At 40.8% G+C, this 13544-nt stretch carries 8 protein-coding genes; 5 read left to right on the top strand and 3 right to left on the bottom strand.

The features are described 5' to 3' along the window. The first annotated feature begins 132 nt into the window (after positions 1-132). The 3 genes from ACQY4U_RS00145 to ACQY4U_RS00135 all read left to right on the top strand — a co-directional run bounded on the left by ACQY4U_RS00145 (position 133) and on the right by ACQY4U_RS00135 (position 8310). Entirely contained in the window at positions 133-4242 is a 4110-nt protein-coding gene (locus tag ACQY4U_RS00145) for a T9SS type A sorting domain-containing protein (RefSeq protein WP_428327326.1), read from the top strand. A 247-nt stretch (positions 4243-4489) separates the two neighbouring features. Then, on the top strand, positions 4490-8035 hold the full coding sequence (locus tag ACQY4U_RS00140) for a T9SS type A sorting domain-containing protein (protein WP_428327325.1): 3546 nt from the start codon (positions 4490-4492) through the stop codon (positions 8033-8035). A gap of 41 nt (positions 8036-8076) precedes the next feature. Further along, complete coding sequence (locus tag ACQY4U_RS00135) at positions 8077-8310, top strand: hypothetical protein (RefSeq protein WP_428327324.1); 234 nt, start codon at positions 8077-8079, stop codon at positions 8308-8310. Between the two features lie 109 nt (positions 8311-8419). On the opposite strand, the gene ACQY4U_RS00130 is transcribed toward ACQY4U_RS00135, so the two are convergent. Then, positions 8420-9076, bottom strand: coding sequence for a DUF4136 domain-containing protein (locus ACQY4U_RS00130; protein WP_428327323.1), 657 nt, complete (start codon positions 9074-9076; stop codon positions 8420-8422). 90 nt (positions 9077-9166) lie between these two features. Next, complete coding sequence (locus tag ACQY4U_RS00125) at positions 9167-10816, bottom strand: NAD+ synthase (RefSeq protein WP_428327322.1); 1650 nt, start codon at positions 10814-10816, stop codon at positions 9167-9169. A gap of 100 nt (positions 10817-10916) precedes the next feature. Between ACQY4U_RS00125 and gldB the strand changes: the two genes are divergently transcribed. After that, positions 10917-11957: a gliding motility lipoprotein GldB gene (gene gldB / locus ACQY4U_RS00120; protein ID WP_428327321.1), complete on the top strand. Its 1041-nt coding sequence runs from the start codon at positions 10917-10919 to the stop codon at positions 11955-11957. Positions 11958-12097: 140 nt separating this feature from the next. On the opposite strand, the gene ACQY4U_RS00115 is transcribed toward gldB, so the two are convergent. Next, entirely contained in the window at positions 12098-12283 is a 186-nt protein-coding gene (locus ACQY4U_RS00115; RefSeq protein WP_428327320.1) for a hypothetical protein, read from the bottom strand. Between the two features lie 251 nt (positions 12284-12534). Between ACQY4U_RS00115 and gap the strand changes: the two genes are divergently transcribed. Then, a complete protein-coding gene (gene gap, locus ACQY4U_RS00110) occupies positions 12535-13530 on the top strand; it encodes a type I glyceraldehyde-3-phosphate dehydrogenase (RefSeq protein ID WP_428327319.1) in 996 nt (331 codons plus the stop codon). The last annotated feature ends 14 nt before the right edge of the window (positions 13531-13544 follow it).

The raw sequence follows: 13544 nt of genomic DNA, 5'->3' as shown, positions 1-13544 counted from the left end.
GCTGTAAGGTTTGTTATTTAATAAATTATTAACAAACTGAGTCTGATTAACGGTCAATATCGTATTTGTTTAATGGATGTTGTTAAAGCAACATTGCTTGTCGAAAAAAACTACTGATTAAATCCTATTACTTTGAAAAGACATCTACGCTTTTTATTAACTTTTTTTTCCATTTGTTTTGGCTTTATAACCGCTAAAGCACAAACCTATACCTGTACCTGGGTTGGAGGGGCCAGTGGCAGTTGGGAAAACACCTCAAACTGGAATATATCTGGCGGTGTTGGTACCGGCTTTTCGTATCCTGCAAATACGCTAAACAATGATATTGTTGCTATTAACAATAATGCCACTATTACTATTGACAGTGCCTTGCCGCAAGGACAGGTATACTCCATTGTAATTGGCAACGGAGCAACGGTTACTATAAAATTTAACGGGGCTACCACAATGGGCGTTACCAATGCTATCACCGTTGGTACTGCTACAACAGCTACGGTACTTAACTTTACGGGTACCGGCTCCATTACCGGGGCAAGCGTAATAAGCATATCAACCGGGGGCACATTAACTACAGTTTCAACAGTACCTATAACCGCTGGCCCAAGTGGGGGCGGAATAGCAATGAACCTTAACGGCATTGCAACTTTAAACGGCAAATTAACCCTTAATGGCCAACTAAACATTAATACTACGGCAAATGCTGTACTTACCACCAATGCAGCAGGTAATACCATTACATCAGGTGGTGTGCAGGTACACTCGGGTAATACATTAGCCTGGTATGGTACCGGTACAACAACTATTTCTGGTGGTTCTTCTCAGTTGTATGTTTCGTCGTCTACCAATGCTGCTAAATTAACTATCGGAGCAGGTAATACGGTCAATTTTGCCGTTGGATCAAATTTAACCATTAGTTCTTCATCGCCATATAGTACTTATTTATACAATTATGGTACGCTCAACTTTACAAACAGCTCAATTAATACCCAGGGTGTCACGGCGGCTGTTACGGCCATAACCAATTATACAACAGGTATAATAACGCTTACGCAAACTACCGGTACGGCCCAAATTGCCCTTGCTTCGTACATTGAATTTGATAACTACGGCACGGTCAATGCCACCGCATCATCAAGTATAACTACAACAAATAATTGTAATATAACCAGTTATGCAGGGGCTAATATAAACTTAACCGGGGCCACAATTACCATGAATGCTAATGGCCTTTTATTTAATACAGGTACCATTACAGCCATTAATTCGGGAGCAACGGCATCAACCATAAACTTAACGGGTAACCCCGCTACATTAACAAACTACGGCGCCATTGCTATGACCAGTAGTTACATAACTGCCGGGGGGGCGGCACCGGTAATTACTAATTACGGCAGCATTACGGGTACATCATCAACCAATACGCTTACGGGTAATAACCTTAATTTTAGTAATTATGGTACCATTACCATGCAAACCACATCAACCCTTGCTTTTACGGGCAGCACACAATCTTTTAGTAATGCTTATAGCAATGCTACCTACCCGGGTATCATTAACCTTACTACTACATCGGCATTAAATATTCAGTGTAACAGTCTTACTTTTCCTAATTCGGGTACTATTAATGCAACGGCTTCAACCCTTTCCTTGTCGGGTACTTCTGATCTTTTAAATAATACCGGTACGGTAAATTTAAATGCAGGTTCAACCCTTAGTGTTTCAAATAATACCTGTGTTGTTACTAACACAAATGCATTTAATGTTACATCAGCAACGGTAACCTATACCACCAATGCCGGCGGAAGCAGCTTTGTGAATACTAACCCTGGTATTTGTACTGTAACCTCGCCATCAACAGCAAGCGTTTTTAATTTCCAGGCAGGTACTGCCAGCTATTTATCAAATACAGGTACTTTTAACGCCACCGGCACTACTTTTAACTTTACGGGAGGCCCTGGTTACATTAGTAATACAACTACAAATGGAAATTTTACTGTAAGTGCTTCAACCATTAACTTAACGGCTAATAGTACTGCCATTACCAATGGTACTTCAGGAACATTTACCGCAAGCGGAGGTTCAAGCATAATAGCTACCGGGGCACCAAGTACTATAACCAATTCCGGTACTTTTTATGCGGGCAAAAGCAATTCGCCTTGTGTAGTTACTTTTAACCAGGCAAGCAGCGGTATTACTAATTCGGGTTTTTTCTATGTGGGCTCAACCTCTATTATAACATTGGGTGGCGGTAACCAATCGTTTGCTACCAATGCAGGGTATTTCACATTTCAATCTGATCAATACGGCTCCGGTTCAATCGGGCAAATAACCAATACAGGCTCTTTAGGCTTTAATGGGTCGCCTTTTTATGTAGAGCGTTTTATAACCGGCGGATCAGGATACCGCAGCTACCGTATATTTTCATCGCCTATAAATATTAACTCGAGTATATCAGGGACAGGTAATATCACCTTAAATTACCTGAACGTACAGCCAACCAACGAATTAAACACCTATGCTGCCTTAACAGGCGGCCCGCTTGCATCAAATGGTTTCAGTGTAACTAACCCTGCGGGCAATCCTACAATTTATTTATATAACGAAGCATTACCAACCAGCCATACCTCATTCACCAAGGGTAAAACAATGGGTGTAACTGTAATTGGTGCCACAACGGTAAGTACCCTTTCAAATGGTGTTACTACGGCAAACGTTTCTATCCCGGTAGGTAATGGGTTTTATTTTTATTTTATTGGCGATAACCATTTAACTACAACGGCATCAACACGGGTGCCCGAAAATACAATTATAACCGCATCGGGTACGCCAAACCAACAAACGGTAGCCGTGAAGATCTTGAGTACCGGCACAACTTCGCTATCGTTTTTAAGCGCGGTTACACCGGGATATAATATGGTTGGTAACCCTTATGCCAGTACTATTGACCTTAACAAGGTATACTCTGATAATTATAACTCCAGCACCAATGCTATAAGCTCAAGTTTTTATGAGCTGTATGATAAAACACCAAATCAAAATTTTGTATCATATGATGGCAGCAGCGGTGCAACATCCGATCCAACCAAGTCTGCAAGATACATTGTTAGCGGGCAGGGCTTTTTTGTAAAAGCTACATCAGGAAGCCAAACTATTACTTTTAAAGAAGATCAGAAAGTTTATAATAACTCATTAACGCCAACATCAAGTCCGCCGTTATTATTGGTGGCGAAATCAAATAGTGGCGATGTACTTACCGGCCTGCATTTAAAAGTGGATAATGGTGGCGAAACCTATGATGCCTGCGGTATTTATTTTAGTAAAACGGGTAGTGATAAATTTGATGGAAGCGATGCATTTGACCTGGATGGTGTATCGCCTACGATTTACCTGTCGAGCTATACTGCCGACAGTGTACGTACAGGGATCAATTACCTGGCCGATTATAAAAAATCAAAGATCAAAAAGATTAAGCTATATGTTAAAGGTAGCACTGATGGCCTTTACAATATGACCCTTACCGATATAGCCAATATTGATACCACGCTTTATAATGTTTTTTTGCTGGATCATTTTGCAAAGGATTCATTAGATATGCGGAGGTATAAAACTTATGCTTTCAGGATAAACAATGCGGATACCACTTCATTTGGTGCAAACCGCTTTGAGCTGGCTTTAGAAAGAGTGCCATTACCGCCTTACAAACTGCTATCATTTACCGCTCAAAAAGTAAACGGCGGCGTACAACTTACCTGGAAAACCAGCAATGAGGGTAATTATACAGGTTTTGCTATTCAGAAACAGGACGGAAGCAATACGCAATATGCTGCACTCTATAATGTGCAGGGTGATGGCAATGGCAATTACTCCTATATTGATCATAGCCCGTCTACCGGAAATAACACCTACCGTTTATTGCAGAATGATATTGACGATGATTTGCTTTATACCAATACTTTAAACGTAATGTATAATGCTTCGGCAGGTTCAGGTGCATTAAGCGTTTACCCTAACCCGGCTAAGCAAATTATTACGGTTAACTTTAATTCATCAAATCCGCTTACCTCGAGCGCTTATGAGGCCATAATCTATAATTCAACCGGTTTAGAAGTGCTTAAAAAATCGGTGAGCAGTAATAGCTGGTCGCAGGATGTTAGCTCACTTAAGCCCGGTGCCTATGTAATTGAAATGAAAAACAGTGGCGGTACTTTGTTAGGAAACTCCAAGTTTGTAAAAATTCAGTAGCTGTTTTTAAACAGGTAAATAAATAAACTATTTTTGCGGCTACAAATTATGGGGGTATGATTTTCATTGGTCGAAAAACTATCTACCCATATTTTACGTAATAGGTTTGAAATTAGATTGAACGTCTTTGGAAAAGTATGAACATATTTTTCCTTTTAATAGTTGGTATGGTATTTTATTAAATACTTGCTAATAAGATAGTTGTTAAAATCTGTTTAAAATACCCCTGTATTTAAACTATTGTAGATTGGAAAAACGCGTACTTTTTTATTTAGTGGTGTTTATACTTTTAATGGGTGTTAAAAGTGCTAATGCAGGCAGTACTTATATGTGGACGGGATTTGCCGGTACCACAGACTGGACGACGAACAACAACTGGTATAATACTTCTACATTTTCTTTTACAGGCTGGCCCGGCAAAACATCAACAACAGATATTGCACAGATACCTTATAGCAATATAACTATTAATCTTACCACAAGCGAAACCATAAGTTCATTAACTACGCCTAACTACGGTACTTCGGGTGCTACCATTACATTTTCGGGTTCGCCAGCGCCGGTGCTTACTATTGCCAGTGTTAGTTTGTCGCAGCCGTATGGTTTATCAACTTTGCTCACTTTTAGCGGTAATGGTACAGCGCTAATTAATAGCTCATTAGCTTTTCCATACCAGGGTGGCTTTGCCATAGGTTCAGGAGCTACGGTAACTTTCCCATCGGGTACGGCTGTTACCTTTAATAACCCGCCTACTTTTGTTAATAATGGTACGCTTAATTTAAATAATGCTACGTTTACCACATCAAGCGCAACCACTAATGGCGGTATCATTAACCTTACGGGCAGTTCATCGGCATACAGCACCAGTAATACCATAACCAGTACGGGGGCTATCAATAATAGCAATGGTGCTCTTACTACTACAAGCAATATTACAAACAGCGGCTCAATTATTGGTACAAGCGGTGCTACGTTTACCCTTAACGGAGGGGCGGGCGTAATTGCCAATACCAATATAATTACGCTTACCTCATCAACTATTACACTTAATAATAATACCTGCAGCATAGCCAACACCGGATCGGGGGTAATTACAGGAACAAATTCCACGTTTAGTATGGCCGGGGCGGGGACGTTTATAAACAATGCCGCCACCTTTAAAGCAACAACCTGTAGTTTTCCTTTTGGTAACGGTAATAATATTCAAAACTCAGGTACGTTTACCACGCAGGCCGGCTGTACATTCGGGCTCACAACCAGCGGATCATACATTACCAATTCAGGAACGTTTAAAGATCATGGTTCAACCTTTACCTTTACAGGGCAATCAGGTACTGTAACCAATTCCGGCTCGTCGGCCAATATGGTTTTGCGTGGTACTACTATGAATTTTGGTCCCACTTCAAATAACGGGATGGGCATTACCAACAGCAATATATTTACTGCCGATTCGGCATCGGTTATACTAATGGCCACCCAAAATTGTAATATCAACAATACGGGTATTTTTAATGCAGGTACATCAGGTTCGGCCTGTTCCATAACCCTAAGCGGCCAGGGTGCTTATATTGTTAATGGCACCTCGTCCGTAAGCGGAACTTTTAACCTGGGTTCAACATCGGTAATTACGCCCAGTGGTTTATCAAGCTATATAACAAATACGGTTACATCACCTACGTTGAGTGTTTTTACCTTACAGTCTGATGCTAAAGGATCAGCCACCATAGGTTCATTAAATACCAGTACGGGCTCGTCGCAGCAGGCGGTTTGTAATGGTTTGTTTAATGTTCAGCGTTTTTTAACAGGCGGCAGCCCTTCAACAACTTACCGTACTTACCGTATTTTGTCATCACCGGTAAATATCAGCTCAAATAAAAGCGGCGGGGGTAATATCAGCCTGACAAATATTAATACAACGGCAAAAGTTATAAACCCTAATGCTATTGCAGGTACAACAACTTATTATGGGGCTTTTACAGGTGGGGCAAGTGGCGGCGGTTTTACGGTAACTAATGCAAACCCTACATTATATATTTATAACGAAACATTAAACCCTACAACTGCCAGCAAAAATTCAACATTTACTACCGGGAAAAATATAGGTATCACATCGGTTTTAAGTAATGTGGTAAGTACAACCAGTACCATAAATGGTGTGCTTACAACTAAAACAGGTATAAGTATCCCGGTAGGTAATGGCTATTTGCTTTTCTTTGTAGGGTCAATCAATGGCCGTTCAACAGGTGCTACCACGCTTGTTCCTGATAATGCCTGTATCACCAATATTGGCACACTAAACCAGCAGGGGGTAACGGTAAACCTTTGGTATACCCCAACCGGAGGATCGAGCGGACAGCTTTCATTTACAAGTGGTGAGCTTACCGCAAACTTTCCGGGAGTTAACATGGTCGGTAACCCTTATGCCTCAACTATTGATCTGAATAAGCTTTACACCGATAACTATAATGCCAGTACAAATAAAATAAGCTCAAACTTTTATGAGCTTTATGATAAAAATCCGGGCCAGGCTTATGTAGTATGGAGCGCTACCGGTGGCACCTCATCGCCATCAATAGCATCGCAGTATATTGCAAGCGGGCAGGGCTTTATGGCGCAAACATCGGGTACGCTCCAAACCCTGACTTTTCAGGAAGACCAGAAGGTATACAACCCGGCTTTAATTAACGGCACTTCAACACCGCCATTATTATTGGTAGCATCAAATAACCAACAGGCGGTTGCCGGAAATAATTTTTCGGGTGCGGTTACACAAAATGCCATTGCTTTAAATGCAGCAAACACACTTAAGGGCCTGCATTTAAAGGTATCGCAGGAAACTGACGGTATTGACGAAGTTGGGGTTTATTTTAATAGTAAATGGTCTGACAAATATGATATTGACGATGCGTTAGATCTTGACGGCGCAAGCTCAAAGGTATTTCTGTCAAGCTATACAAGCGATGGTGTACGTACAGCGATCAATAAATTAACTGATTTTACCAAAAATAAAACAGTGAAATTATTTGTAAAGGGAACAACCGATGGTTTGTACAACCTGTCGCTTACGGATATGGTAAATATTGATACCACGTTGTATAACGTTTTTCTGCTTGATCATTTTGCTAAAGATTCGCTCGATTTGCGCAGGTATAAAAGCTATGCTTTCAGGGTAACCACTGCCGATACTACATCTTACGGCGCCAACCGCTTTGAACTTGCTATTGAGCGTGTGCCGCTGCCAAAATACCAGTTAATATCATTTACCGCTCAAAAAGTAAGCAACGGCGTATTGCTAACCTGGAAAACCAATAACGAAAGCACTTATACTGGTTTTGGTATCGATAAGCAGGACGGCAGCAATACGCAATATAAAGCGCTTTACAACGTGCAGGGTAATGGTAATGGTGTTTATACTTATATAGATCATAATCCGGCTACGGGTAATAATACTTACCGCCTGCTTCAAAATGATATTGATGATAACTTATCTTACACCAATACGTTAAACGTATTGTATAATGCAAGTGCGCCATCGGGCGTTGGGGTATTAAGTGTTTACCCCAACCCGGCACGGCAACTTATAACGGTTAACTTTAACTCAACGGATCCGCTTACGGCAAGCACTTATGAAGCTAATATTTATAATGCCAGTGGTGTACTGGTTATGAAAAAGGTGGTAAGCAGTAATAGCTGGTCGCAGGATGTGGGTTCGCTTCAACCGGGAGCTTATGTTATTGAAATGAAAAGCAATAGCGGGAATTTGTTAGGAAATGCTAAATTTGTAAAGATTTAATAATCAGTACCTCTCTACCAAAGGATTAGAAAATGTGCAGAATGAAAAAAACAGCCCTAAACGGTAAATTATTGAAAGTAGCGATAGCTATACTTGTATTGTGCAGTCCGGTTACCCTATTTGCGCAGGATCTGCCATGCGATGGTACCGACGCATACAGTACCTGCCCGCTTGATAGCTGGGTTATTGTTTTAGCAGGTGTTGCTTTAGTTTTTGCTGCCTTACATTTACACCGTAAGCAAAAATCACAGCAGGCGGCTAATCTCCCTAAATAAAAACAAGGCTTTTATAATATAAAAACATAAAGACTTTAAATAAAAAAGGTCTGTTGATTAACTCAACAGACCTTTTTGTTATCCGGTAGCTTTTTGCTGCTCTCAAATATTATGATTGTTTTGGCATCAGGTTTAACTGGCTGATAACGCCTGCTACTACCTTTGGCAAATCGTCAATAGTTTTTTGTGGGTTGCTATGAACTTCGCCAACTCCAAATCCTCTCCAAACAATTCTACGTGTACGCGGGTCAATCAGGTCAATAATTAAAGTGCCTTCTTTGTAATGCTCTTTTTCGGCATAAGTTGGGCCGCCGTAATAAGCAAAGGGAGCACCGTATGAATAGTAGTATGGCCGGTATCCCCATCCAAAACCAAGGCCACCGCCCCAACCGAAACCGCCACCCCATCCAAAGCCGCCCCAGCCACCGTAACCATAACCACCGCCATAATACCCAGGTGAGTAATAGTTTGTACGCGTACCACGGCCAACCTGTGTTGAGTAGCTCACAATCAGATCGGGATTGCGCTGGCTTAACCTTAAGCCTTTAGTAACTAATGCTGTTGTAGTAGCATCCTTTATTTTTGCATCGGCCACGCCGTTCTGCATTTTTTTATCGCTATTAGCTGCAGGTGGCATCCATGCAAATGTATGGTAGCCGCTCATGTTGGTTTTGTTAATAGCAGCAGTGTAATAGTTATAGCTTGTACAAGCTGAAAAAGCCGACAGCATAACAGCTGCCAGTGCCAAATAAATTAATCTTTTCATGATACTTACCCTATTGATATTCATTAGACTAACGGTGCGCAAAAGGTTTAATTACTAAATAAATATTTTTTAATTTTTGTTTTAGGTGGATTATGATAAGTACTTGCCTACAATTGGCATACGCCTGCCCATGCCAAATGCCTTTGGCGATACCCTTAATATTGGTGGTGTTTGGTAGCGTTTGTGCTCGGCCAGGTTAACCAGCCTTAATACCCTCCTAACGGTGCTTTCATCGTACCCCATTTTAATTATTTCGGCCGATGAACAGCGGTTCTCTACATATTCAGCTATAATTTTATCTAAAATGTCGTATTCAGGTAATGAATCTGTGTCCTTTTGATTTGGACGCAGTTCGGCAGATGGTGGTTTTACTATAGAGTTTACCGGGATGATCTCCTTATCGCGGTTGATATGCCTTGCAAGGTCAAAAACCTGTGTTTTATATACATCGCCAATAACTGAAATTCCACCACACATATCACCATATAAGGTACCGTAACCCACTGCTGCCTCACTTTTGTTTGATGTGTTTAGCAAGATATAGCCAAATTTATTACACATGGCCATCAGCAAAACTGCACGGCTGCGCGATTGAATGTTTTCTTCGGCTATATTGAACGGCAGGTTTTTAAACTGCGGACTTAAGGTTGATTCAAAGGCTTCGGTGATATTACTGATAGCAATAGTTTCACTCATGCAGCCCAGGTTTTTAACCAGGTCTTCTGCATCTTTTATGGAGTGATCACTTGAGAAACGGGATGGCAGCAATACCGCCATTACATTTGCGGCACCCAAAGCTTCGGCAGCCAGCGCACATACAACGGCAGAATCAATGCCGCCTGATAAACCCAAAATAGCCTGTTTAAAGCCTGATTTATGAAAATAATCCTTAATACCTAAAATTATGGCCTTATGGATCTGTTCAATATCACTTTGTTTTTCAACCCTTAAAGTTGATGGATGCTCAAATGTAACAGCCGATTTTTCGTCCAGATCATAGTAAGCAAGGCTCTCCTCAAAATAAGGCATCTCATCTATCAGCTTTCCAGTATTATCAAATACTAACGATCCGCCATCAAATATCAATTCAGTTTGCGCGCCTACATGGTTTACATATAGCAGTGGCAGGTTATAGCGTTTGGCATTGTCGCTTAAAATATCAATACGCTCCACATCGTGATTATATGCAAATGGCGATGCCGCAATATTGATCATCACATCGGGCTTTTGCTCAATCAATATATCCATCGGCCGGGTTATGTACAGCGGATTTTCGATCGTGTTCCACAGATCCTCGCAAATTGTAAGCGCTATACGCTTGCCCTTAAATTCAATACAGCTAAACTCAGTTGATGGCTCAAAATAACGGTACTCATCAAAAATATCATAGTTAGGCAGCAGCGCCTTATTGGCAATGGCCTTAACTTTTCCATTCTCAATAAAATAGGCAGAGTTATTCAGGTCCTTACCCTCGGCCCTGTGGTTAGGGGTGGGCAGGCCAATAATGCAGGCAATACCGTGGCATTCGGCAGCTATTTTTTGTGCCGATGCCTCGCACAGATCAATAAACTCATCAAACTCCAAAAAGTCGCGTGATGGATAGCCGCAAACGCATAATTCTGAAAATACTACCAGGTCGGCACCATTGGTGCGCGCCTTTTTAATATGATCAATAATTTTGGCTGTATTTGATTCAAAGTTTCCGATATGATAATTAAGCTGGGCTAATGCGATCTTCATTTATATATAGTTTTGATCCGGGTATCCTACAAACGGTTAATTACCGCTGATTGCATATTTAAATGCAAATAAAAAATTAATTTTGCTCAAAGGATAAAAAATGATCATTTTAAACAAAACAAAGCAAATTTATTTAATTTTTTCCATCAGCCTGATAATTAGCGCCTGTGGGCACAAAAAAACAGTTGATGTTAGCAATATAAAGCTTGATGCTAAAATTGAACGCTTTGATAAGGAATTTGACGATATGCGTACAAAGCCAATGGCTGCGCAATCGGCTTATCTCAAAAAAAAATATGGCATATTTTACCAGGATTTTATATCCCTGATATTGCAGGATCCGGGCATTAATACCAATGATACCACTTATTTTAAATTGCTGCGTCAGGTTTTTGCCAACCAAGCTTATAATGATCTGAAACACGATGTCGATTCGGTTTTTAAAGATCTGGATAAAGAGGATGAAGACCTTACCGATGCCTTTAAGCATATAAAATATTTTTACCCTAAAATGCATTTGCCTAAGGTATATGCCTATTACTCGGGCTTTGAAGCGCAAAGGGTTATCGGCAATAAATATTTTGGCGTAGGGCTCGATCTTTTTTTAGGGGGTAACTCCAGGTTTTACCCGGCGCTTACCAATGCTTACCCGCATTACTTATCGCAATTTTTTAACCGGGAAAACATTGTGCCCCGTGTAGTTGAGGGTTTGGCCCGCGAAGAATTGTTCCCTGAGAGCGACAGCAGCAAAACCCTGCTTTCAAAAATGGTTTATAACGGCAAAATTTTATACTTTATGGATCAGGTACTGCCTGATGTGGGCGATACCACCAAAATTGGTTATACCACAGCCCAGCTAAAATGGTGCGAAGATTATAAATCCAAGATATGGGCCTATTTTTTGGATGAAAACCTGTTGTATGAAACCGACTATCCTAAAATTCAGAAATATCTTTCAGTAGCGCCATTTACACCCGGTTTGGGCGAAAGGAATGAATCGGCACCCAAGCTTGGTATTTGGGTAGGCTGGCAAATAGTTAGGGAATACATGAACAGGCACCCCGAAGTTACCCTGCAGCAGCTAATGGTTAATATGGATGCACAAAAAATACTGAACGACTCCAAGTACCGGGCGAAGTAATTGGTAATTGGTTGCATAAGGAAAAGGTGGGATCAAAAAATAACCCCCGCTTTTACAGGGCGATCATAAAGTATATAGCTTTACGTTCGATCAGTAAAAACGGGGATCGTATAATCTTCCTGAAAACATCAGGGGAAGTTTTATTTCAATATCGCAAAAACAGCTTTTAACGCTATACCAACACCAAGTATTAATATAATGTTAGCTAAAATAGTAGCGTAACGAAAATCAAAAAAACGCAGGTAAACACCTAATAAGCCTATTACCAAAGCAACAACTATTAATTTGTAGTGACCTTCTGCGTTTGCGTTTTCTGTTGAGTTCATTTTATGTGTAGCTTAATAAGCTGCAAATATAAATGTTTGCTCAAAAATTTATACTGTTTTGTGATTTTTAATTGATTAACTATTTTGTAGTGTAAAATGCATCCATAAATTAATGTATGCTGCATTTACAAAGCCCTCAAATTACTTTGGTAAAAACATACTGGCGCAACATTACATGTCTGCATGCTCCATTAAATAACCATTCCTTTATTTTTAGTTAAATTTGCCGCCTGTATATTTATATTAATACAATGAGGATTGCAATAAATGGGTTTGGGCGTATCGGTCGTATTTTTTTAAGAAATATTTTAGAAAGACCGGGGATAACTGTTGTAGCTATCAATGATCTGACGGATACCAAAACACTGGCCCATCTTTTTAAATATGATTCTGTTCACCGTGGGTTTAAGGGAACTGTTGATTTTGACAGCGACAGTCTGTTTATCAATGGCCACCAAATAAAAGTGTTGACACAGGCCGATCCTTCTACGCTGCCCTGGAAAGCGCTGGACATTGACCTGGTGATAGAATCAACCGGGAAATTTACCTCAAAGCAAGGTGCATCGCAGCATTTACAAGCCGGAGCAAAACAGGTTATTATTTCGGCCCCGGGTACTGATAAAAGTATCCCAACTATTGTATTAGGCGTAAATGACCAAAATGCTGACCTGCATGCACCCATCTTATCAAATGCATCATGTACCACAAACAACGTGGCTGCAATGGTGAAAATACTGGATGATAACTGGGGTATTATTGATGGTTATATAACAACTGTACACTCCATGACAGGCGATCAAAGCCTGCACGATGCACCGCACAAGGATCTGCGCAGGGCAAGGGCCGCATCGGCATCTATTATTCCTACAACTACGGGAGCTGCAAAGGCCATCACCAATATTTTTCCGCATTTAGAGGGTAGATTAGGAGGGGCAGGTATTCGGGTACCGGTTTTAAACGGTTCATTAACCGATTTTACCTGCAGCCTTAAAAAACAACCAACGGTTACCTCAATTAACCTCGCATTTAAGCAGGCAGCTGAAGGTGCCATGAAAAACGTATTGGAATACACCGAAGACCCCATCGTTTCAACAGATATTTTGGGTAATACACATAGCTGCATTTTTGATGCAGAGTTAACCTCAATTGTAGGGGGGCTGGTAAAGGTTGTTGGCTGGTATGATAACGAAATGGGCTATTCGAGCCGCCTGGCCGACCTGGTAGAGAAGATCAATAAATTAAACTAACCCCGCAGCCATAT

It is taken from the genome of Mucilaginibacter sp., assembly GCF_965277465.1.
Classification (GTDB): domain Bacteria; phylum Bacteroidota; class Bacteroidia; order Sphingobacteriales; family Sphingobacteriaceae; genus Mucilaginibacter.
Note: the sequence above shows the minus strand (reverse complement) of the source record. Positions and strands in the feature narration are given on the sequence as shown.

What these genes read in the sequence shown, in the direction of transcription:
- ACQY4U_RS00125 (WP_428327322.1), bottom strand. Translation starts at nt 10,816, where the DNA reads ATGAAGATCGCATTAGCCCAGCTTAATTATCATATCGGAAACTTTGAA.
- ACQY4U_RS00130 (WP_428327323.1), bottom strand. Translation starts at nt 9,076, where the DNA reads ATGAAAAGATTAATTTATTTGGCACTGGCAGCTGTTATGCTGTCGGCT.
- gldB (WP_428327321.1), top strand. Translation starts at nt 10,917, where the DNA reads ATGATCATTTTAAACAAAACAAAGCAAATTTATTTAATTTTTTCCATC.
- gap (WP_428327319.1), top strand. Translation starts at nt 12,535, where the DNA reads ATGAGGATTGCAATAAATGGGTTTGGGCGTATCGGTCGTATTTTTTTA.
- ACQY4U_RS00115 (WP_428327320.1), bottom strand. Translation starts at nt 12,283, where the DNA reads ATGAACTCAACAGAAAACGCAAACGCAGAAGGTCACTACAAATTAATA.
- ACQY4U_RS00135 (WP_428327324.1), top strand. Translation starts at nt 8,077, where the DNA reads ATGAAAAAAACAGCCCTAAACGGTAAATTATTGAAAGTAGCGATAGCT.